This window comes from Afipia massiliensis, assembly GCF_001006325.2.
In the GTDB taxonomy this organism is placed as follows: Bacteria; Pseudomonadota; Alphaproteobacteria; order Rhizobiales; family Xanthobacteraceae; genus Afipia; species Afipia massiliensis_A.
This window is the reverse complement of the sequence record NZ_LBIA02000001.1, coordinates 1,701,702-1,722,767: the sequence shown is the minus strand read 5'-3', so window position 1 is coordinate 1,722,767 and position 21,066 is coordinate 1,701,702. Positions and strand designations below refer to the sequence as shown.

Annotated in this window: 19 protein-coding genes; 11 read left to right on the top strand and 8 right to left on the bottom strand. The window is 62.8% G+C overall.

The window, feature by feature from the left end; all coding sequences use genetic code 11:
• Positions 1 to 3 precede the first annotated feature (3 nt).
• Together YH63_RS08185 and YH63_RS08180 are read right to left on the bottom strand one after the other, a co-directional pair.
• Complete coding sequence (locus YH63_RS08185; RefSeq protein ID WP_046828031.1) at positions 4 to 930, bottom strand: DMT family transporter; 927 nt, start codon at positions 928 to 930, stop codon at positions 4 to 6.
• A gap of 5 nt (positions 931 to 935) precedes the next feature.
• Positions 936 to 1,856 (bottom strand): DMT family transporter, encoded by a 921-nt coding sequence (locus YH63_RS08180; protein WP_046828032.1) that lies wholly within the window; start codon positions 1,854 to 1,856, stop codon positions 936 to 938.
• A gap of 225 nt (positions 1,857 to 2,081) precedes the next feature.
• Between YH63_RS08180 and obgE the strand changes: the two genes are divergently transcribed.
• The 10 genes from obgE (at position 2,082) to YH63_RS08130 (ending at position 12,397) form a co-directional block, all read left to right on the top strand.
• Positions 2,082 to 3,155, top strand: coding sequence for a GTPase ObgE (gene obgE / locus YH63_RS08175; protein ID WP_046828033.1), 1,074 nt, complete (start codon positions 2,082 to 2,084; stop codon positions 3,153 to 3,155).
• Positions 3,156 to 3,201: 46 nt separating this feature from the next.
• On the top strand, positions 3,202 to 4,347 hold the full coding sequence (gene proB / locus YH63_RS08170; protein WP_046828034.1) for a glutamate 5-kinase: 1,146 nt from the start codon (positions 3,202 to 3,204) through the stop codon (positions 4,345 to 4,347).
• Positions 4,348 to 4,599: 252 nt separating this feature from the next.
• On the top strand, positions 4,600 to 5,892 hold the full coding sequence (locus YH63_RS08165) for a glutamate-5-semialdehyde dehydrogenase (RefSeq protein ID WP_046828035.1): 1,293 nt from the start codon (positions 4,600 to 4,602) through the stop codon (positions 5,890 to 5,892).
• 11 nt (positions 5,893 to 5,903) lie between these two features.
• Positions 5,904 to 6,542 (top strand): nicotinate-nucleotide adenylyltransferase, encoded by a 639-nt coding sequence (locus YH63_RS08160; protein ID WP_046829670.1) that lies wholly within the window; start codon positions 5,904 to 5,906, stop codon positions 6,540 to 6,542.
• A 200-nt stretch (positions 6,543 to 6,742) separates the two neighbouring features.
• Positions 6,743 to 7,129, top strand: coding sequence for a ribosome silencing factor (rsfS, locus tag YH63_RS08155; protein ID WP_046829671.1), 387 nt, complete (start codon positions 6,743 to 6,745; stop codon positions 7,127 to 7,129).
• A gap of 55 nt (positions 7,130 to 7,184) precedes the next feature.
• The gene (rlmH, locus tag YH63_RS08150; RefSeq protein WP_046828036.1) at positions 7,185 to 7,667 is read left to right on the top strand and encodes a 23S rRNA (pseudouridine(1915)-N(3))-methyltransferase RlmH; all 483 of its coding nucleotides are present in this window, start codon (positions 7,185 to 7,187) and stop codon (positions 7,665 to 7,667) included.
• A 17-nt stretch (positions 7,668 to 7,684) separates the two neighbouring features.
• Positions 7,685 to 9,088, top strand: coding sequence for a murein hydrolase activator EnvC family protein (locus YH63_RS08145; protein ID WP_046828037.1), 1,404 nt, complete (start codon positions 7,685 to 7,687; stop codon positions 9,086 to 9,088).
• Positions 9,085 to 10,428: a S41 family peptidase gene (locus YH63_RS08140; protein WP_046828038.1), complete on the top strand. Its 1,344-nt coding sequence runs from the start codon at positions 9,085 to 9,087 to the stop codon at positions 10,426 to 10,428. The genes YH63_RS08145 and YH63_RS08140 overlap by 4 nt, the downstream gene beginning before the upstream one ends.
• A 151-nt stretch (positions 10,429 to 10,579) precedes the next feature.
• Entirely contained in the window at positions 10,580 to 11,791 is a 1,212-nt protein-coding gene (locus tag YH63_RS08135; RefSeq protein WP_083992605.1) for a divergent polysaccharide deacetylase family protein, read from the top strand.
• A 105-nt stretch (positions 11,792 to 11,896) separates the two neighbouring features.
• Positions 11,897 to 12,397 (top strand): RNA pyrophosphohydrolase, encoded by a 501-nt coding sequence (locus YH63_RS08130; protein WP_046828040.1) that lies wholly within the window; start codon positions 11,897 to 11,899, stop codon positions 12,395 to 12,397.
• 61 nt (positions 12,398 to 12,458) lie between these two features.
• Here YH63_RS08130 and YH63_RS08125 read toward each other — a convergent pair whose 3' ends face one another.
• The 5 genes from YH63_RS08125 to YH63_RS08105 all read right to left on the bottom strand — a co-directional run bounded on the left by YH63_RS08125 (position 12,459) and on the right by YH63_RS08105 (position 17,402).
• Positions 12,459 to 12,869: a F0F1 ATP synthase subunit epsilon gene (locus YH63_RS08125; RefSeq protein ID WP_046828041.1), complete on the bottom strand. Its 411-nt coding sequence runs from the start codon at positions 12,867 to 12,869 to the stop codon at positions 12,459 to 12,461.
• Positions 12,870 to 12,874: 5 nt separating this feature from the next.
• On the bottom strand, positions 12,875 to 14,305 hold the full coding sequence (gene atpD, locus YH63_RS08120; RefSeq protein WP_046828042.1) for a F0F1 ATP synthase subunit beta: 1,431 nt from the start codon (positions 14,303 to 14,305) through the stop codon (positions 12,875 to 12,877).
• A gap of 40 nt (positions 14,306 to 14,345) precedes the next feature.
• Positions 14,346 to 15,224, bottom strand: a complete 879-nt coding sequence (locus YH63_RS08115) for a F0F1 ATP synthase subunit gamma (protein ID WP_046828043.1) — start codon at positions 15,222 to 15,224, stop codon at positions 14,346 to 14,348.
• Between the two features lie 85 nt (positions 15,225 to 15,309).
• Positions 15,310 to 16,842 carry a F0F1 ATP synthase subunit alpha gene (gene atpA / locus YH63_RS08110; protein ID WP_046828044.1) on the bottom strand — a complete coding sequence of 511 codons (1,533 nt, stop codon included), beginning with the start codon at positions 16,840 to 16,842 and terminating at the stop codon, positions 15,310 to 15,312.
• The gene (locus YH63_RS08105; RefSeq protein WP_046828045.1) at positions 16,842 to 17,402 is read right to left on the bottom strand and encodes a F0F1 ATP synthase subunit delta; all 561 of its coding nucleotides are present in this window, start codon (positions 17,400 to 17,402) and stop codon (positions 16,842 to 16,844) included. The genes atpA and YH63_RS08105 overlap by 1 nt, the downstream gene beginning before the upstream one ends.
• A gap of 808 nt (positions 17,403 to 18,210) precedes the next feature.
• Between YH63_RS08105 and YH63_RS08100 the strand changes: the two genes are divergently transcribed.
• Positions 18,211 to 18,648 carry a septal ring lytic transglycosylase RlpA family protein gene (locus tag YH63_RS08100; RefSeq protein WP_046828046.1) on the top strand — a complete coding sequence of 146 codons (438 nt, stop codon included), beginning with the start codon at positions 18,211 to 18,213 and terminating at the stop codon, positions 18,646 to 18,648.
• 171 nt (positions 18,649 to 18,819) lie between these two features.
• On the opposite strand, the gene YH63_RS08095 is transcribed toward YH63_RS08100, so the two are convergent.
• A complete protein-coding gene (locus YH63_RS08095) occupies positions 18,820 to 20,994 on the bottom strand; it encodes a primosomal protein N' (protein WP_046828047.1) in 2,175 nt (724 codons plus the stop codon).
• Between the last annotated feature and the right edge of the window lie 72 nt (positions 20,995 to 21,066).

The following is a 21,066-nucleotide window of genomic DNA, read 5'->3' as shown; positions in this document are numbered from 1 at the left end:
GCCTCAAACCACCGTCGGTGGATTGGGCTCCGGCTCGCGGTGCATCACCTTTCGTTCGCGCAGGAAAATATAGATTCCGGCGCTGGCGACAATCGCTGCCCCGATCATCGTGTTCGGCGACGGCACATCGCCAAACGCCAGGAATCCGAGCACGATGGCCCACACGATCATGGTGTACTGGAACGGCGCAACTACGCTGGCGGGTGCCAGAATCAGCGAGCGATTGAGGCAGAGCACGGCGACCACATTGACTGTGCCGCTGACGAGCAACAGGCCGACAATCAGCCATGTCGGTGGAAGGAAAATGAAGGCGGACACGATTCCACCAAAGACGAACGAGCCCACGACCTGAGTCATGGCCAGAAAAAAATTCGACGTCCCGCGCACGTAGCGCGTCACGATCATGAAGACCGACTGACACAGACATCCGGCCAGCGCGATCAATGCCGGCCAGGAAATAGCCGCGCCGGTCGGGCGCAGCGCGATCAGCACACCGATGAAACCGACGACCACCGCCGTCCAGCGTCGCCAGCCGACATGTTCGCGCAGGAAAATCGCAGAGAAGGCCGTGACAAAGATCGGCGCCGCGAGATAGCAGGTCGTCGCATCCGCCAGCGGAATGTACTTGATCGCTGTAAAGAACAGCATTCCGTCGGCGACCGACAGCGCCATTCGCAGCACCTGCAATCCGGGCCGCGGCACATTGCGTACCGCCGCAAAATTGTCCCGCGCGAGAAACGGCAGCAACGTCGCAATAGCCGCAAAACCGCGGATGAAGAAAAGCTGCGCCGGCGGATAAGCCGTCACCATCATCTTGCTGAAGACATTGACCAGCGAGAATATCGTGATGGCCGCCAGCATGAACAGAATGCCAGACAGCGTCGAGGATCGCGGCGTTACACCGCTCGAAGGGTTGAGTGGACTCGTCATGTGCGTCAGCCCGGCGGGGGCACCACCACCGGGTCTTCGCTCGCAAGAGCGCGCTCGCGCAGGAAAATGTAGAAGCCGGCGCCGATAATGACCGCGGCTCCCAACAGTGTAGCAACGGAGGGCACGTCGCCGAACGCTACGTATCCGAAGATCACCGCCCAGACGATCATCGAATACTGATACGGCACCACGACGCTGGCCGGCGCCAGCATCAGGGAGCGGTTGAGGCTGAGCAGCGCGCCGACCGAAATACAGGCGGCCAGCAGGAAAAGACCCAGATCCGCCAGCGGCGGCGTTACCCAGCCCAGCGGCGCCATGATCGCGCCGAAGGTGATGGTGCCCGCAAACTGGCTCGACGCCAGCACGATGTCGGGCGTATCCCGCAGCGACCTCGTCACAAGCATTAGCCCGGCAAACGACATGCTGCCGCCGAGCGCGATCATCGCTGGCCAGCTCACCGTCTGAGCCGAGGGTTGCAGGGCGATCAGCACGCCGCTGAAACCGATCGCGATTGCGACCCATCTTCGCCAGCCAACCCGCTCCCCAAGGAAAAATGCCGCTCCCGCGGTGACGAAAATCGGCGCCGCCAGATAGTAGGTGATGATATCGGCGAGCGGCAGGTAGATCGACGCGGCGAAGAATGCGGCGACTTCGGCCGTGGAGAGCACGACGCGCAGAAGCTGCAAACCCGGCCCGCGAATCCGCGTAAACTGCGACCGGTTGCGCCAGATCAGCGGCGACAGCAGGATCATCGAGCCCAGACCGCGCAGCAGCAGCAATTGCCCCACGGAATAGGTGGCGACGATGTATTTCCCCACCGCGTCACCGAACGAGAACAGCCAGACGGCCAGCAGCATCAGCGCGATGCCCGCGAGCCCAGCCGAGCGGTTTCCGGCATTGGCGGAGATTTTCGCAAGCATGGTCATGGGGTGCCGCCGGATAGCGTTAATTCGTCAAAAAAACGAACCGATGACGTCGTTTAGAAGGCGGATAGCGGTTCGGCAACCGTTACAAATGCAGCCTTTGTAGCCATATCATGCATGAATGGGTTGCCGCTCAGGCACCCATGGCGCATACATTGGCGCATACACACAAGCGCGATCGGACCCGAAAAGCCGGGCTTTTGCCGATCGCGGCGTAACGGAAAACCGATGAAATTTCTCGACGAAGCCAAGGTCTACATCCGCTCCGGCGACGGCGGCAACGGCTGCGTGGCATTTCGCCGCGAGAAGTTCATCGAGTTCGGCGGCCCGTCAGGCGGCAATGGCGGCCGGGGCGGCGACGTCATCGTCGAGGTCGCCGACGGCCTCAACACCCTGATCGACTATCGCTACCAGCAGCACTTCAAGGCGCCGAAGGGCGTGAACGGCATGGGGTCGGATCGCCATGGCGCCAACGGCAAGCACATCGTGATGAAGGTGCCGCTGGGCACGCAGATTTTCGACGAAGATCGCGAGACGCTGATCCACGACTTCACCGAGGTCGGCGAGAAATTCGTCCTGGCGCAAGGCGGCAATGGCGGCTTCGGCAACGCCCATTTCAAGACCTCGACCAATCGCGCGCCGCGCAACGCCAACCCGGGATTGCCGGGCGAGGAACGCTGGATCTGGCTGCGGCTGAAACTGATCGCCGACGCGGGTCTTGTGGGATTGCCGAACGCCGGCAAGTCCACGTTCCTCTCGGTGGTCAGCGCGGCGAAGCCGAAGATCGCGGACTATCCTTTCACGACCCTGCATCCGCAGCTCGGCGTCGTCGGCATCGACGGGCGCGAATTCGTGCTGGCCGATATTCCCGGACTGATCGAGGGCGCGCATGAAGGCGCGGGTCTCGGCGACAGATTTCTTGGACACGTCGAGCGTTGTCGGGTCTTGCTGCATCTGGTCGATGCAACGAGCGAGCATGCCGGCAAGGCCTACAAGACCGTGCGCGGCGAACTGGAAGCCTATGACGGCAACCTCGCCGACAAGATCGAGATCGTCGCTCTCAACAAGATCGACGCCGTGTCGCCCGAACATCTCAAGGATCAGAAGGCGCGCCTTAAGCGGGCTGCGAAAAAGACTCCGCTCTTGATCTCCGGCGTATCGCGCGAGGGCGTGCCGGAAGCGCTGCGGGCATTGCTGGCCGTGATCGGCGAAGCGCCGGTGTCCACCAAAGCCAAACGAGCGAACGAAAGCGCGCCGGAAGCAGAGCCGGAGCCATCGGGCTGGACCCCGCTCGGCCGCTGACACGCTGCTCGCAATTCAACTTATGCCCACCACACGCTGATTTCCGATGTTGAACCCCAAGCTCAAGAATTTCCGTCGTATCGTCGTCAAGGTTGGATCGTCGCTGCTGATCGACGCGGCCGCCGGTGAAGTCCGCACGACCTGGCTCGCCGCACTCGCCGCCGATATCGCCAAGTTGCATCAGGCGGGCAAGGATGTGCTCGTCGTCTCATCCGGATCGATCGCGCTCGGGCGAAGCCGCCTGAAACTGCCGGCCGGCCTGCTCAAGCTTGAGGAAAGCCAGGCGGCGGCCGCCGTCGGCCAGATCGAACTGGCGCGCATCTGGTCCGGCGTGCTCGGCCATTACGGCATCGGCGCCGGACAAATTCTGGTCACGCTGCAGGACACCGAAGAGCGGCGGCGTTATCTCAACGCCCGCTCGACCATCACCAAGCTTCTCGAATGGCGCGCGGTGCCGGTGATCAACGAGAACGACACCGTCGCCACCAACGAAATCCGGTACGGCGACAACGACCGGCTTGCTGCGCGCGTCGCCACCATGACCAGCGCGGACCTGCTTATTTTGCTGTCGGACATCGACGGGCTCTACACTGCGCCGCCGTCGGCCAATCCGAATGCGAAACTCATTCCCGTCGTCGAATCCGTCACCGCTGACATCGAGGCGATGGCAGGTGCCGCCGAATCCGAATTGTCGCGCGGCGGCATGCGTACCAAGATCGAAGCTGCGAAGATCGCGACCAGCGCCGGCACGCACATGCTGATCGCGTCCGGAAAGATCGAACACCCGTTGCAGGCCATCGCCGATGGCGGCCCCTGCACCTGGTTTCTGACGCCGGCCAATCCCGTCACCGCGCGCAAGCGCTGGATCGCCGGATCGCTCGAGCCGAAAGGCACCCTCACCATCGACGCGGGGGCGGTCGCGGCCCTGCGCGCCGGCAAGAGCCTGCTGCCGGCGGGCGTGATCCGGGTCGACGGGCAATTCGCACGCGGTGACGCCGTGGTGGTGCGCGGGCCCGACACCCACGAGATCGGCCGCGGCCTTGTGGCCTATGACGCGGACCACGCCGAGCAGATCAAGGGCCGCTCGTCTTCGGATGCGGCGCAAATTCTCGGTATCACCGGGCGCGCGGAAATGATCCATCGCGACGACCTCGTGGTCGGCGGACCACGCGGCACCGACAGCGCCAAATAGCGGGTCGCATACGTCATTCCGGACGGACCGCGCAGCGGGCTGATCCGGAATCTCTATCGTTTTAGTCATCTGCTGGATTCCAGGTCCGCGCCAAGAGCGCGTCCCGGAATGACAGCGCGGCCAATGACCTAGCGGCCGATCCTATCGGCCACTGGCCTACCCGCCGGGCAGCCATGTTCCCGGCGCCTCGCCGGGGCCGGATTTCTGTGCTAGGGCATGGCCTTACAAGCATCCAACCCCACATAGACCGATATGTCTGCTCCGCTTAAAGCTCTCGACGGCACACCCGACCTGACCGCGCTGATGACCGATCTCGGCGCCGGTGCGCGCCGCGCCGCGCGCGTGCTGGCGCTTGCCTCGGGCGAACAGAAGGACGCGGCACTGGCCGCCATGGCGGCCTCGATTCGCGCCAGCGCAAAAGAAATACTGGCCGCCAATGCCGAGGATGTCGCCGAAGCAAAGGCCAACGGGTCGAGCAGCGCCTTCGTGGATCGGCTCGCGCTCACTGAGTCGCGCATCAATGCGATGGCCGACGGCATCGACGTGGTCCGCGCCATCAAGGATCCCGTCGGCATCGTCACCGAAAGCTGGACGCGCCCCAACGGCATGACCATCGAGCGCGTGCGCGTGCCGCTCGGCGTCGTCGGCGTGATCTTCGAAAGCCGTCCCAACGTTGCGGCCGACGCCGGTGCGCTGTGCCTCAAATCCGGCAACGCCGTGATCCTGCGCGGCGGCTCGGACAGTTTCCGCTCGTGCCGCGCGATCCATCAATGCCTTGTCGAAGGCTTGCGCAAGGCAGGGCTCCCCGAAGAGTCGATTGCGCTGGTACCGACCCGCGACCGCGCGGCGGTCGGCCTGATGCTCGGCGGCTTGAACGGCGCGATCGATGTCATCGTGCCGCGCGGCGGCAAGAATCTCGTCGCCCGCGTACAGGATGAAGCGCGCGTGCCGGTGTTCGCGCATCTCGAAGGCGTCAATCACGTCTATGTCGATAAGGCAGCTTCGCTCGACATGGCAAAAACGATTGTTCTCAACGCCAAGATGCGACGACCCGGAGTCTGCGGCGCGGCCGAAACGCTGCTGATCGACAAGGCGGCTGCGGAGACGCAACTCAAGCCGCTGGTGATGATGCTGCTCGATGCCGGTTGCGAAGTGCGCGGCGGTGACGATATTCAGCGCGCCGATCCACGCGTGAAGCCTGTCACCGACGAGGACTGGGCCACAGAATACGAAGACGCCATCATTTCCGCAAAACTGGTGAATGGCGTGGACGACGCGTTGGCGCATATCGCGCGCTACGGCTCGCATCACACCGACGCCATCGTCACCGAGGACGCGGCGATCGCCGAGAAATTTCTCAACGAAGTGGATTCCGCCATCGTGCTGCATAACGCCTCGACGCAGTTCGCCGACGGCGGCGAGTTCGGCTTCGGCGCGGAAATCGGAATCGCCACCGGCAAATTCCACGCCCGCGGCCCGGTCGGCGCCGAGCAGTTGACCAGCTTCAAGTATCGCGTTCGCGGCACCGGACAGACACGTCCGTGAATTGCGCGCCCGTGAGCGACTCCGTTCATCTGCCTCGCGCGATCCCGACCCATGCCGACGGCATGCGCATCGGCTTGCTCGGCGGATCGTTCAACCCGCCCCACGAAGCCCACCGCGCCATCAGCCTGTTTGCGCTGAAGCGATTGCGGCTCGACCGCATCTGGTGGCTGGTGTCGCCCGGCAATCCCCTCAAGAACAACGGTTCGCTGCACGCCCTGCGCGAACGCATGATCGCAGCCGAGAAGGTCGCGCATCATCCGCGCATCGACGTCAGTTGTCTCGAAACCGTCATTGGCACCCGCTACACTGCGGATACGATTTCGTATCTGCGGCGCCGCTGCTCCGGCGTACGCTTTGTATGGATCATGGGCGCTGACAATCTCGCGCAGTTCAACCGCTGGGAGAACTGGCAGCACATCGCCAGCATGGTTCCGATCGCCGTGGTCGACCGACCGCCCGACAGCTTCCGCGCCTTATCCTCCACCGCCGCACAGACGCTGATGCCCTATCGCATCGACGAGCGCGCTGCGGGAACACTGGCGAGCCGACGTGCACCGGCCTGGACGTTCCTTACCGGACTGAAATCCAGTCTGTCGTCGACCCGACTGAGGAACCCGGACGGAAGCTGGAAGGACGCCAATCCACGATGACGTTTTCCGGCAACAGCGCGCCCCAAATCATCGCGGCGGCATCTGGAAGATTGAAACAGTTAACCCCACATGCGTATGATGAACGTGGGCGCCAGGATTCGGCGCTCGCGATACAGTGAAAGGAATGGTCCCTGACCACATCTGTATTGTCCAAGGCTGCTTCGTCCAAGGCCACTGCTTCAAAGCCTCGTGCCAAAGCGATGCCTGCGTCCGTCGACCTCGTTCCCGCCCTCAAGGCGCGACCTGATGCCGACGAAACGCTGAACCTGATCCTCTCCCGCCTTGACGATATGAAGGCGGAAGAAACGGTCACCATCGACCTCCGCGGCAAATCCTCCATCACCGACTACATGATCGTGACCTCGGGGCGGGCCAACCGCCACGTCGGCGCGATCGCGGAGAACGTCGCGAAAGGTCTCAAGGAAAGCGGAATTGCAGCCCCTCACGTCGAGGGATTGCCCAACTGCGACTGGGTGCTGATCGATTCCGGCGATGTGATCGTTCATGTGTTCAGGCCGGAAGTCCGTGAGTTCTACAATCTCGAAAAGATGTGGACCTCGGACAAGCCGGCGGCAAAGGCACGCTAAGACGCGGTGAGCTGGCGCGTATTCATGTGCTTGCGCGCATGTTAGTTTGCGCGCCATGCGCATCGTTGTCATCGCCATTGGCCGCCTGAAGCAAGGCCCGGAACGGGAGCTTGCCGACCGTTACCGAGAGCGGTTCGACGACATTGGCCGCAAGCTTGGCTTTCGCGGCCTTGAGATTCACGAAATTCCCGAAAGCCGCGCGCGCGATGTGGCCGCGCGGATGGCTGACGAAGCCGCCGCGATCTCGGCGCTGATTCCTGACAAATCGTCCATCATCGCGCTCGACGAGCGCGGCGAAACCATCGACAGCGCCGCATTCGCGCGGCATCTTGGCCGCTGGCGTGACGAATCGGTTCCAACCGCTGTTTTTTTAATCGGCGGCGCGGACGGACTTTCGCCAGAATTGCGGCGCAAGGTGAAAATCAGCGTTGCGTTTGGCAAAGCGACCTGGCCGCATCAGATGGTGCGCGTCATGCTGCTGGAACAGATTTACCGGGCCGCGACGATCTTATCCGGCCACCCGTACCATCGCGCGTAAGACATGATCCCGAGATCATGATCACCCCAGGATCGCGAAAGATCGAACTGCCCGTGACCGACGCGACAGGCAACACAACTCTGCTGACGGCACGCAGACTGGCGCGCGGCACAGCGCTGCCGCTGTCTCTGGTGATATCAGCGCTTCATGTCGCGGGCGGGATTGCGCCGGCCCGCGCACAAACCGCCGTCAAGCAGGCCGCTGCGCCGGATGCTGAAACGATCAAGCAGCGCACGCAGGAACTCGAAGCCGCCCGTGAGCAACAGAAGAAGACTGCCGAACTCGAGCAGAAGCTGAAAGCCGATCTCGCCGCCATCGGCCAGGACCGTACCAAGCTCAACCAGCAACTGATCGGCATCGCCGGGCAGGTGCGCGACGTTGAAGGCAAGATGGCCGACACCGAAGGCCGGCTGCGCCCGCTCGATGCGCGGGAGCTTCAGATTCGCGCCGCGCTCGAATCGCGCCGGGACGAAATCTCCGAGGTGCTCGCGGCCTTGCAGCGCGCCGGACGCCGCGCGCCGCCTGCGCTGTTCGTGAGGCCTGAAGACGCCTTGCAATCGCTGCGCACCGCAATGCTGCTCGGCGCTGTCGTTCCGGAAATGCGGACCCGCGCCGCCAAGCTCGCCAGTGACCTCGGCGAACTGGTGAGCCTGCGCAAGAATATCGCGGAAGAGCGCGACCGGCTGGCGGTCGACCGCGACAAGCTCAATGAAGATCGCACACGACTCGCCGCACTGGTGCAGGAGCGGCAGAAAAAGCAGACCGACACCGAGAAGGACATGGAAGCGGAGCGGCAGCGCGCCATCGCGCTGTCGAAGCAGACCGAGAATCTTCAGGACCTGATCGCCAAGATGGAGCAGGACGTGAAGGCAGCCGCGAAGGCTGCGGCTGCGGCCGAACTGAAGGGCACGCCGGCATCGCTGAACGGCAAACCCAATCTGGGCGCCTTGAAGGACCCGGCGCGATTGAGCCCGGCGATCGCCTTCGGTTCCGCCAAGGGGCTTTTGCCAATCCCGGTTAACGGCACCCGGATCCGCAGTTTTGGCGGTTCCGACGGGGCCGGAAGCCAGGAAAAGGGCATTTCCATCGCCACCCGGCCCGGAGCGCAGGTCACAACGCCTTGTGATGGTTGGGTTGTTTACTCAGGTCCGTTCCGGAGCTACGGACAACTCTTGATCCTCAATGCGGGCGGCGGGTATCATGTCCTGATCGCCGGGATGGAACGTATTTCGGTCACGATCGGGCAGTTTGTTCTGACAGGAGAACCGGTCGCGACCATGGGCACCACGTCTCAGGTCGCGTCAATTCTGGCGGCAACGTCTAGCCAGCCTGTGCTCTATATCGAGTTCCGTAAGGACGGCACTCCAATCGATTCTGGTCCATGGTGGGCCGCAAGTGAAGGCCAAAAGGTTCGCGGATGATGCGCAAGACTTCCCTGGTTCTCCTCAGCGTCGCAGCAGGCGCGGCGGCCACTCTCTTCCTCACCCAGCCCCGCTCGGCGTTGGTCGGATCGACGGCGCGCGCTGCGTCGTCTGACACCTACCGCCAGCTCAACCTGTTCGGCGATGTGTTCGAACGCGTTCGCAGCGATTACGTCGAGAAGCCGGACGACAGCAAACTGGTCGAGACCGCGATCAGCGGCATGCTCACCGGTCTCGATCCGCACTCCAGCTACATGGATGCGAAGAGCTTCCGCGACATGCAGGTGCAAACGCGCGGCGAATTCGGCGGCCTCGGCATCGAGGTCACGATGGAAGACGGCCTCATCAAGGTTGTGTCGCCCATCGACGAGACGCCCGCCTCCAAGGCCGGCATCATGGCCAACGACATCATTTCCTATCTCGACGATGAAGCGGTGCAGGGTCTCACCCTGAATCAGGCCGTCGAGAAAATGCGCGGCCCGGTCAACACCAAGATCAAGCTCAAGATCATTCGCAAGGGCCAGGACAAGCCGATCGAAGTTACGCTGGTGCGCGACAACATCCGCGTCCGCTCGGTGCGCGCCCGCGTCGAAAGCGACGACATCGCCTATATCCGCATCACCACCTTCAACGAGCAGACCACCGAAGGCCTGAAGCGCGAGATGGCGAACCTGACCACGCAGATCGGTCCGGACAAGATCAAGGGCTACATCCTCGACATGCGCAACAATCCGGGCGGCTTGCTTGAAGAGGCCGTGTCGGTCTCCGACGCATTCCTGGATCGCGGCGAGATCGTTTCGACCCGTGGTCGCAACGCCGAGGAAACCCAGCGCCGCACCGCCAAGCCCGGCGACCTCGCCAAGGGCAAGCCGGTGATCGTGCTGATCAACGGCGGCTCGGCATCGGCGTCGGAAATCGTCGCCGGCGCGTTGCAGGATCACAAGCGGGCGACGCTGCTCGGCAGCCGCTCGTTCGGCAAGGGATCGGTGCAGACCATCATCCCGCTCGGCTCGGGCAACGGCGCGCTGCGGCTGACCACGGCGCGTTACTTCACGCCGTCGGGCAAGTCGATCCAGGCCAAGGGCATCATTCCGGATATCGAAGTCCTGCAGGATGTCCCCGACGAACTCAAGTCGAAGACCGACACCAAGGGTGAAGCCTCGCTGCGCGGTCATCTCAAGGCCGAGGGCCAGGAAGAAACCGGATCGCAGTCCTATGTTCCGCCGGATGCCAAGAACGACAAGGCGCTCAAGATGGCCGCCGATCTCCTCCATGGCATCAAGCAGACCACGTCGGCTCCGGCGCCGACCGACAAGGCCTCGAACAAGGCTGCGAACTAACACCGCAGACAAGTTCCTTTATCTGATCAAGGGCGGCTTCCGGGCCGCCCTTTTTCGTTGCGGCTTTGGCCGCCTTGGGCGCTTGGAACCCAAGCCTTGACGTCCCGCCCTGCCGGGGCCGTGGTAGGATTCGCGGATTGATTCGCGGGGGTTGAGCGCAGTGACAACCGACGATCTGAGCGCACCGCTCGGACAAGATCGGCCGCGCAAGCGGCAATACAGGCTTCCGTTTAGCGCGCCACAGGCGATCGCGGGGCTGTGCGGCCTGTTTCTGACGACCTTCCTCGGCTTTGCAATTTTCAACCATAACCCGATGGGCGGCGAGCCATTGGCGCGGGTGTCCTACGATCCCGCCACGCTGCCCGGCGAGGGCGCAGCGAAATCTGCCGGCCCTGCGCCTGCAATGCCCAAGGAGGCTACCGCTGCCGCGAAGGAGCCCGCCACCGGCCGTCAGACAGTGACCATCATCGATGGTTCCAGCGGCGCACGACAGGACGTGATGGTCGGCGCCGGATCCGACGCCGCGGCGAAGACCGATACCCAGACCGCAGTGATGGCCGGCGTCAATCCAAAGCTGCTCGAGCCGTCACGCTACGGCATGATCCCCGTCACCGCCGATGGATTGAAGTCCTTTCGCGTCTATGCCGCCGGCAGCGATGCCGAACGCGCCAGCGCGGCCAAGAAGCCGACGATCGCCATCGTTGTTACCGGCCTCGGCGTTGGCGCCGCGAAAACCGCTGACGCCATCACCAAGCTCCCGGGCGCCGTGACGCTCGCCTTCACGCCTTACGGTTCGGACCCCGGCAAACTGGTCGAGCGCGCCCGCGCGCAAAAGCACGAAGTGCTGCTGCAGGTTCCGATGGAGCCATTCGACTATCCGGATAACGATCCCGGACCGCAGACGCTGCTCACCACATTGTCCGCCGAGCAGAACGCTGACCGCTTCGCCTGGCATATGAGTCGCTTTCAGGGCTATGTCGGCATTGCCAATTTCATGGGATCGCGCTTCGTCGCGACCGACGCGGCGATGCAGCCGCTCGTCAAGGAAGCGGCCCGGCGCGGTCTCGCATGGCTCGACGACGGCAGCGCGCCGCGCAGCGTTGCGGGCGTGATCGCGGAAGGACAGGCGATGCCGTTTGCGAAAGCCGATGTCAGCATCGACACCGTGCCGACACCGGCCGAAATCGACCGGGCGCTGACGCGGCTGGAAACACTGGCGAAGGAACGCGGATCGGCCGTCGGCATCGCATCCGCCTTGCCGATTTCGATCGAGCGGATCGGAACCTGGGCAAAGCAACTCGAGGCCCGCGGCATCGCGCTGGTGCCGTTGACAACGGCGATGCTGAAACCAAAATCAAGCTAGGCGTGATCGGCAAAGCCGGAACCGGGTGTTCCGGCGCTCTCGCGTGAACGAACGAATAGAGTGCGGCTGGCGCGCTTGGACGGCTGGATCAAAGGCTTAAGCAGGATGGCGCGTTACGACGATCTGCCCTACCGGACCTGCGTCGGCATCATGCTGATCAATCCGGACGGACTCGTGTTCATCGGCCGCCGCGCCAGCGGTCCGGAGCATGTCGATCAAACCCATGTCTGGCAGATGCCGCAGGGCGGCGTCGATAGCGGCGAAGACACATGGGCCGCCGCCAAGCGTGAACTCTATGAGGAGACCAACGCCCGCTCGGTGGAGAAGCTGGGCGAAGTGCCGGAATGGCTGACCTACGATATTCCGCGCACCGTCGCCGGCCGCGCCTGGAAGGGCCGGTTTCGCGGACAGAAGCAGAAGTGGTACGCGCTCCGGTTCACCGGCAAGGATAGCGAGATCAACGTCGCTTCACCGGCCGGCCACAAGCCGGAGTTCATCGACTGGCGCTGGGAGCCGATGAAGAATCTTCCCGAGCTGATCGTGCCGTTCAAGCGGCCGGTCTATGAGCGCGTGGTCAAGGAATTCACCAGGTTCGCCGGGAAATAATAAGTCCAGAATGCAAAAAAGCCCTGCAGTGCAGGGCTTTTTGACTTCGATGTAACAACGCTCAATGCATCGCTGTTGAATTGACGATCTGCCGCTGGATGGTCTTGAAGTGATCGAGCCGCTCGATCGCCTGATCGAGGACCGAACCTTCCTTTTCCTTCAGATCCTCTTCCATCTGAGCGATCTTGTCGGCGAAGGCAGCTGCGTCGAGTTCCGCCACCGACGTTGCGGTATCGGCAAGAACCGTCAAACCCTTCTCGGAGATTTCCGCAAGGCCGCCGAGCACGATGATCTTCTCGTGCTTGCCGCCGACGGTCACGGTCATGATGCCGGGGCGAATGCTCGCCACCAGCGGCGCATGGCCAGCCATCACGCCGAGGTCACCCTCGACGCCGGGAATATCGACCTGCTCGACTTCGCCCGAGAAGGCGATTCTTTCAGGTGATACGAGATCGAAGTGAAAGGTGGCCATCGTGATTACGCCGCTTCTGCTGCGAGCTTCTTGCCCTTCTCGACGGCTTCTTCGATCGTGCCGACCATGTAGAAGGCCGCTTCCGGCAGGTGATCGTACTTGCCTTCGCAAAGGCCCTTGAAGCCCTTGATGGTATCGGCGAGGTCGACGAACTTGCCCGGCGAACCGGTGAAGATTTCAGCGACGAAGAACGGCTGCGACAGGAAGCGCTCGATCTTGCGGGCGCGTGCCACGGCGATCTTGTCCTCTTCCGACAGTTCGTCCATGCCGAGAATGGCGATGATGTCCTGAAGCGACTTGTACTTCTGCAGCACCTGCTGAACCATGCGCGCGGTGAGGTAATGCTCCTCGCCGACGATCAGCGGCGAAAGCATGCGCGAGGTCGAATCCAGCGGATCCACCGCGGGATAGATGCCCTTTTCCGAAATCGCGCGGTTCAACACGGTCGTCGCGTCCAAGTGGGCGAACGAGGTGGCCGGCGCCGGATCGGTCAAGTCGTCGGCCGGAACGTAAATGGCCTGCACCGAGGTGATCGAACCCTTGTGCGTGGTGGTGATGCGCTCCTGCAGCGCGCCCATGTCGGTCGCGAGCGTCGGCTGATAGCCCACGGCGCTCGGAATACGGCCGAGCAGAGCGGACACTTCCGAACCAGCCTGAGTGAAGCGGAAGATGTTGTCGACGAAGAACAGCACGTCCTGGCCCTGATCGCGGAAATGTTCTGCGACGGTCAGACCGGTGAGGCCGACGCGGGCGCGCGCGCCCGGAGGCTCGTTCATCTGGCCGTACACGAGAGCGCACTTCGAGCCTTCGCCGCCGCCCTTCTTGTTGACGCCGGATTCGATGAACTCGTGATAGAGGTCGTTGCCTTCGCGGGTTCGCTCGCCGACGCCTGCGAACACCGAGTAACCGCCGTGCGCCTTCGCGACGTTGTTGATCAGCTCCTGAATCAGCACGGTCTTGCCGACGCCGGCGCCGCCGAACAGGCCAATCTTGCCGCCCTTGGCGTAAGGCGCGAGCAGATCGACGACCTTGATGCCGGTGACGAGAATTTCAGCCTCGGTCGACTGATCGGTGTAGAGCGGCGCTTCCTGATGGATTGCGCGGGTGGTTTCGGCTTTCACCGGACCCTGCTCGTCCACCGGCTCGCCGATGACGTTCATGATGCGGCCGAGCGTTCCGGCACCGACCGGCACCGTGATCGGCGCGCCGGTGTCCTTCACTTCCTGACCGCGCACCAAACCTTCGGTGGTGTCCATCGCGATGGCGCGCACGGTGGATTCACCGAGGTGCTGCGCGACTTCCAACACAAGGCGATTGCCCTGATTGGTGGTTTCGATCGCGTTGAGAATGGCCGGCAGATAGCCGTCGAACTTCACGTCGACGACGGCGCCGATAACCTGTGCAATGCGTCCGGTCTGGTTGGCGGGTGATGCCATGGGATAGTCTCCTTAAAACTCGGTCTATGCGGCGGTTGGCCTAGATGGCCTCGGCGCCGGAGATGATTTCGATCAGTTCCTTGGTAATCATCGCCTGGCGGGTGCGGTTGTAGATCAGCGTCTGCTTGCGGATCATGTCGCCGGCGTTGCGGGTCGCGTTGTCCATGGCGCTCATCTGCGCGCCGTAGAACGACGCGTTGTTTTCGAGCAGCGCACGGAAAATCTGCACCGCGAGGTTGCGCGGCAGCAGGCTCGAGAGAATTTCGTCTTCAGCCGGTTCGTAATCGTAAACCGCGGTCGCGCCGTTCGTGGCTTCTTTTTCTTCGAGCACGAGCGGAATGATCTGCTGGGCGGTCGGGATCTGCGCGATCACCGACTTGAAGCGCGAGTAGAACAGCGTGCAGACGTCGAAGTCGCCCGCCTCGAACATCGCGACGATCTGCTTGGCGACGTCTTCGGCATTCCTGAAGCCGAGCACCTTCACCGAGCGCAGTTCGACGTTGCCGACGATCTGCTTGTCGAACTGGCGGCGAAGCTGCTCGTAACCCTTGCGTCCGACGCAGAAGAACTTGACCTCTTTGCCCTGGCTCATCAGCGACAGGGCCCGCTCGCGCGCCAGGCGCACGATGGAGGAGTTGAAGGCGCCCGACAGGCCGCGCTCGCCGGTGCACACCAGCAGCAGGTGAACCTTGTCGTTGCCGGTGCCGGCAAGCAATGCCGGCGCGTTGCCGGATCCGGCCGCAGCACCCGCGATGTTGCTGATCACAGCGTCCATGCGCTCGGCATAGGGACGCGCCGCTTCGGCCGCGGTCTGGGCACGGCGCAACTTCGACGCCGCAACCATCTGCATGGCCTTGGTGATCTTCTGCGTCGCCTTGGTCGAGGCGATGCGGACACGCATGTCCTTAAGAGACGCCATTCTTTATCTCACCCTGACGATCCAGCCTCACGCCGGATCGCAACCCCAGTTTCGCCGCGCGCGCAAATCGGCGCGGCGACGATCTTTAAGCGAACGTCTTGGTGTAGCCTTCGACCACGCCCTTGAGCTTGCCGGCAACGTCGTCCGACAGATCACGCGAGTCGCGGATGGCGTTGAGGATGTCGACATGCTTGCCGCGCAGCAGCGACAGCAGGCCGTCCTCGAAGGCGCGGACCTTGTTGACCGGAATGCCGTCGAGGTAGCCGTTGACGCCGGCGTAAATCACCACGACCTGCTCTTCCATCTTCAGCGGCGAGAACTGCGGCTGCTTCAGGAGTTCGGTCAGGCGCGAACCACGCGCGAGAAGGCGCTGGGTCGAGGCATCGAGGTCGGAGCCGAACTGCGCGAACGCCGCCATTTCGCGGTACTGCGCGAGCTCGCCCTTGATCTTGCCGGCGACCTTCTTCATCGCCTTGGTCTGCGCCGACGATCCGACGCGCGACACGGACAGACCGACGTTCACCGCAGGACGGATGCCCTGGAAGAACAGATCGGTTTCGAGGAAGATCTGGCCGTCGGTGATTGAAATCACGTTGGTCGGAATGTAGGCCGACACGTCGTTGGCCTGGGTTTCGATGACCGGGAGAGCGGTCAGCGAACCGTTGCCCTGATCGTCGTTGAGCTTCGCAGCGCGTTCGAGCAGGCGCGAATGCAGATAGAACACGTCGCCAGGATAAGCTTCGCGGCCCGGCGGACGGCGCAGCAGCAGCGACATCTGGCGATAGGCGACGGCCTGCTTGGACAAGTCGTCATAGATGATGACGGCGTGCATGCCGTTGTCACGGAAGTACTCGCCCATGGTGCAGCCGGTGAACGGCGCGAGATACTGCATCGGAGCAGGATCGGAAGCGGTTGCGGCGACGACGATGGAGTATTCCAACGCGCCCTGCTCTTCGAGAACCTTCACGAACTGCGCGACGGTCGAACGCTTCTGGCCGATCGCGACGTAGACGCAATACAGCTTCTGGCCTTCCGGCGCGCCGGCGGCGTTGAGCGGCTTCTGGTTCAGAATGGTGTCGAGCGCGATCGCGGTCTTGCCGGTCTGACGGTCGCCGATGATCAGCTCGCGCTGGCCACGGCCGACGGGGATCAGGGCGTCGATCGCCTTGAGGCCGGTTGCCATCGGCTCATGCACCGACTTGCGAGGAATGATGCCGGGCGCCTTGACGTCGACGCGCTTGCGTTCGGTCGCCTGGATCGGGCCCTTGCCGTCGATCGGATTGCCGAGCGCGTCAACGACGCGGCCCAGAAGTCCCTTGCCGACCGGTGTGTCCACGATGGCGCGGGTGCGCTTGACGGTCTGGCCTTCCTTGATCTCGCGGTCGGCGCCGAAAATAACGATGCCGACGTTGTCGCTTTCAAGGTTGAGCGCCATGCCGCGCGTACCGTTCTCGAACTCGACCATTTCGCCGGCCTGGACGTTGTCCAGACCATAGACGCGGGCAATGCCGTCGCCGACCGAGAGAACCTGACCGACTTCAGAGACTTCGGCTTCCTGGCCGAAATTCTTGATCTGGTCCTTGAGGATTGCGGAAATTTCCGCGGCGCGGATGTCCATCAGCCTGCCTCTTTCATCGCGTGCTTGATCGAATTGAGTTTGGTGCGAAGCGAGCTGTCGACCATGCGGCTGCCGAGCTTGACGACAAGCCCGCCGATGATCGACGGATCGATCTTCACGTTGAGATCGACGTCCTTGCCCGACACTGATTTCAGTGCGGCCTTGAGAGCGTCGAGATTGGTATCGCTGAGGGGTTCAGCGACGGTGACTTCTGCGGTGGCCTCGCCCTTGAACTTGGCGACCAGCGCGCGGAACGCCCTGATGACATCAGCCACGGCAAACAGCCGGCGATTGGCGGTCAGGACCTTGAGGAAATTCGCGGCGATACCGCTGATGCCGGCCCTTGCCAGCACGGCGTCGAGCGCCTTGGCCTGCGCATCGGCGGTGAACACCGGGCTGCGCACCAGCCTCAGGAGGTCCGGGCTGTCGGCCAGCAGGGCGGAGAACTTGTCGAGGTCCGCCTTGACGGCGTCGACGGATTTCTGGTCGCGCGCCAGTTCGAAAAGCGCCGTCGCATAACGGCCAGACACGCCAGATACTGAGGGATCTTCAGCTGCCACAAATATCTCTTCTAAGCTGTCGAATGCCCAAGGGTAAGTTCATCGCTGCAGTCTGGTGTCAGTGCGACACCAAGCGATCCAAGCCCTTGGAATTCAAGCGGGACTTCGATTTCTGGCCGGAGCGACATGCCCAGCAGCCTAAAATCGCGGTTTTGCTAACATAGGGCGCGCGCAGGTGCAACATGACGACGATTGCGAACGCGTTTTTGGCGGCGCCGGTTTGTCGCATGCGCGCATCGCGTAGTTTGAGCAGCACGTCTTGCAGGAGCTTGGTCGAAATAACTTCGCAAGCGGAGAGCGGCAGCAGGGCCGCAACCTGCCGCCAATCCTCATGCCCGCTCCGGCGAAAACCACCTTGCCTTCTACGCCACCGAAACTACGGCTCATGTTGAGGAACCGGTTGGCACATTCGCCAGCGCAGCCCGATTCGGCCACAGGCGCCCTCAACCCCGCGATTCGGCTGAAGAATCGCCAAAATTGGGCGAAGAGCTGCCCGCCTTACGCATGCAGCATTGCAATAATCGCATTCCAGTAACGAATTTGGCAGCTTCGTTTTTACTAGACGAAATCTATACTTATGAAAACTATTAAGTATAGATATGTATAATATGGCTCATAATCTCTTTCACCAAAATATTCCGCAAGAAACTTTGGCTAGTTTCTATTGCTTTCAAAAAATTTCAGCGACTTTGGAACAAATCGCTCGCCGCGCTTATGCCTCATTATTGGATGAACCGTCCCGCTACGTAGACGCTGGCTCGATTTAGCCAGCCGTTGGATGGATATACCAATTGTGAGGGACAACTATATGATCGCCGCTATTAAGCGCGTGCCGGGGCGACCCGCTGCGAATCGGAATACCTCGATCGCGTTGGTTGCAGTCGGAATTTTGGCGCTTGGCGCTACCGCGAGCGAAGCCGGCCAGCGCAAATCCTGGCGCGACGCCAATGCCTCTGTCGGCTCCGGCCGCAGCTTTTCCGGTAAGGCCTCATTCTACGGCAACGAGTCGGGCAGCAAGACCGCCTCGGGCCAGCGCTTCAATCAGGAGGCCATGACCGCCGCCCACCGGACCCTGCCGTTCGGGACGCGTCTCAAGGTCACCCACGGCAGCCGCAGCGTCGTCGTCACCGTCAATGACCGCGGCCCGTTCATCAAGGGTCGCGTGCTCGATCTGTCGAAGGGCGCTGCCCGCGCGGTCGGCCTCACCAGCCGCGGCGTCGGTCACGTGGTTGCAGAAGTTCAGTAAGCGTTGCGTATAGTTGCGTTGCGTAAGTTGCGTTGAAAAGGCCGGTGCCAATTGCACCGGCCTTTTTCATTGGGCTGCCAGCAAATCTCGTCATTGCGAGGAGCGTAGCGACGAAGCAATCCAGATTCCTGTTGCTTCTGGATTGCTTCGCTTCGCTCGCAATGACGAGTTTCACAAAAAACTCTGCGGATCGATATCGATCTCAAGCTTGAGATTGCCCTTGGTCTTCGGGCCGGCCGCGAGCCAGTCCCGCATATAGGCCGACAAGTCGATGCCGCGCAGTGATTTCACAAGAATGCGAAACCGGTAGCGGCCCTTGATGACGGCGAGCGGCGCCTCCGCGGGACCGAGCACCTGAACCCGTTCGTCGAGCGGCGCGGCGGCCGCAAGCTTGCGCGCAAAACCTTCCGCGGTAGGACGATCGCCCGCTGAAATAATCAGCGACGCCAGCCGCCCGAACGGCGGATACAGTGCGCGTTCGCGCGCTTCGATCTCGCTGGCGTAAAACGCTTCGCGATCCGACGCGACCAGCGCCTTCATCACCGGATGCTCGGGTTGATGGGTCTGCAGGTAGCCGACGCCGCGGCCCTGCTCACGCCCCGCGCGGCCGATCACCTGGTTGAGCAATTGAAATGTGCGCTCGGCGGCGCGCGGATCGCCGTTGCCCAGCCCCAGATCCGCATCGATCACGCCGACCAGATTGAGGCGCGGGAAGTTATGCCCCTTCGCCACCAGTTGCGTGCCGATGATGATGTCGACGCGGCCCTCGGCGATTTCGTTCAGTTCCGACCGCATCGTCTCGATATCGGTGATCAGATCGCTCGACAGCACCATGGTGCGCGCATCAGGAAACAGGTTTGCGGCTTCTTCCTGCAGGCGCTCGACACCGGGACCGATGGCCGCCAGCGATTCCTCCGCCCCACAATGCGGGCATTGATGCGGACGCGGCATCGAGAAGCCGCAGTGATGGCAAACAAGGCGCTGACGAAAGCGATGATCGACCAGCCACGCATCGCAGATGGTGCAGGCGAACCGATGACCGCAAGCGCGGCACAAAGTCAGCGGCGCGTAGCCGCGACGATTGAGAAACAGCAGCGCCTGTTCCTTGCGCTCGATTGCGATCTTGATCTCTTCTGCGAGACGCGGCGAAATGAACCGGCCGCGCTGCGGGCCTTCGCGCTTCAGATCGATGGCCTCGATCTGCGGCATGTGCTGGCCGCCGAACCGCGACGGCAGAGCGACGCGGCGATAGCGCCCCTTGCGTGCGTTGACTTCGGACTCGACCGAGGGCGTTGCCGAACACAGCACGACCGGAATCTTCGCGATCGATCCGCGCACCACCGCCATGTCGCGCGCATGATAATGCGCGCCCTCATCCTGCTTGTAGGCCTGATCGTGCTCTTCATCGACGATGATGAGACCGAGATTGGCGTAAGGCAGAAACAGCGCCGAACGTGCGCCGACCACCACCGGCGCATCGCCGGCCGCGACCGCGGCCCAGTTGCGCGCGCGGGTACGCGGCGTCAGTTCCGAGTGCCATTCGATCGGCCGCACGCCGAAGCGCGCGGCAAAGCGGTCGAGAAACTGTCCGGTCAGCGCGATCTCCGGCATCAGGATCATGGTCTGCCGGCCACGGCGAATGTTCTCGGCCACCGCCTCGAAATAGACTTCGGTTTTTCCGGAGCCGGTGACACCATCGAGCATCGCGACCTGAAATTCATCCTTCGAGGCGAGGTCTTTCATCGCGTCGGCGGCGATCCGCTGCTCGGGCGAAAAGTCCGGCACCGAGAACGACGGATCGGGTGACGGCGGCGCGAGATCGCGCGGCAACGGCTCGATGGCGAGCGTGCCTTCGTCGACAAGCCCATCGATGACGCCGGGGCTGACGCCGGCTTCCTTTGCAGCCTCGGACTTTGCGTGCAGCAACCCGTCCGACAGAATATCGATCAGGCGACGCCGCGCGCTGGTCATGCGCTGCGGCGGCGTACCGACCAGCCGCACCCCCATGCGCGCACGCTCGGGTCCAAGATGCTCGCCCATGCGCAGCGTCATCCGCAGCACCATGCCGCGTGCGGACAGCGTGTAGTTGGCGACCCAGTCGACGAAGCTGCGCAGCTCCGGTTTCAGCGGCGGCACGTCGAGTCTATCGCCGGTGTCTTTCAGGCGGTTGTGCAGCCGGGGATCGGGGTTGGGATTGTCGGCCCAGACCACGGCGGTGACGTCGCGCGGCCCGAGCGGAACACTGACCACATCCCCCGGCTTCAGTTCGACGCCGTCGGGAACGCGATAGGAATAGGTCTGGTTCAGGGCCACCGGGACAAGAACGTCGACGACTCGTCTTGCCATGGTGAGAGGGGCCCGGATTAAGGAGGATAGCGCGTATTCCGCAAAAGTGGATACCGGTTTTGCGATCAGAAT

Coding starts and splice junctions, on each gene's coding strand:
- YH63_RS08100 (WP_046828046.1), top strand. CDS start 18,211: ATGATCGCCGCTATTAAGCGCGTGCCGGGGCGACCCGCTGCGAATCGG.
- obgE (WP_046828033.1), top strand. CDS start 2,082: ATGAAATTTCTCGACGAAGCCAAGGTCTACATCCGCTCCGGCGACGGC.
- rsfS (WP_046829671.1), top strand. CDS start 6,743: ATGCCTGCGTCCGTCGACCTCGTTCCCGCCCTCAAGGCGCGACCTGAT.
- rlmH (WP_046828036.1), top strand. CDS start 7,185: ATGCGCATCGTTGTCATCGCCATTGGCCGCCTGAAGCAAGGCCCGGAA.
- YH63_RS08180 (WP_046828032.1), bottom strand. CDS start 1,856: ATGACCATGCTTGCGAAAATCTCCGCCAATGCCGGAAACCGCTCGGCT.
- YH63_RS08145 (WP_046828037.1), top strand. CDS start 7,685: ATGATCACCCCAGGATCGCGAAAGATCGAACTGCCCGTGACCGACGCG.
- atpA (WP_046828044.1), bottom strand. CDS start 16,842: ATGGACATCCGCGCCGCGGAAATTTCCGCAATCCTCAAGGACCAGATC.
- YH63_RS08095 (WP_046828047.1), bottom strand. CDS start 20,994: ATGGCAAGACGAGTCGTCGACGTTCTTGTCCCGGTGGCCCTGAACCAG.
- YH63_RS08125 (WP_046828041.1), bottom strand. CDS start 12,869: ATGGCCACCTTTCACTTCGATCTCGTATCACCTGAAAGAATCGCCTTC.
- proB (WP_046828034.1), top strand. CDS start 3,202: ATGTTGAACCCCAAGCTCAAGAATTTCCGTCGTATCGTCGTCAAGGTT.
- YH63_RS08115 (WP_046828043.1), bottom strand. CDS start 15,224: ATGGCGTCTCTTAAGGACATGCGTGTCCGCATCGCCTCGACCAAGGCG.
- YH63_RS08185 (WP_046828031.1), bottom strand. CDS start 930: ATGACGAGTCCACTCAACCCTTCGAGCGGTGTAACGCCGCGATCCTCG.
- YH63_RS08165 (WP_046828035.1), top strand. CDS start 4,600: ATGTCTGCTCCGCTTAAAGCTCTCGACGGCACACCCGACCTGACCGCG.
- atpD (WP_046828042.1), bottom strand. CDS start 14,305: ATGGCATCACCCGCCAACCAGACCGGACGCATTGCACAGGTTATCGGC.
- YH63_RS08130 (WP_046828040.1), top strand. CDS start 11,897: ATGGCGCGTTACGACGATCTGCCCTACCGGACCTGCGTCGGCATCATG.
- YH63_RS08140 (WP_046828038.1), top strand. CDS start 9,085: ATGATGCGCAAGACTTCCCTGGTTCTCCTCAGCGTCGCAGCAGGCGCG.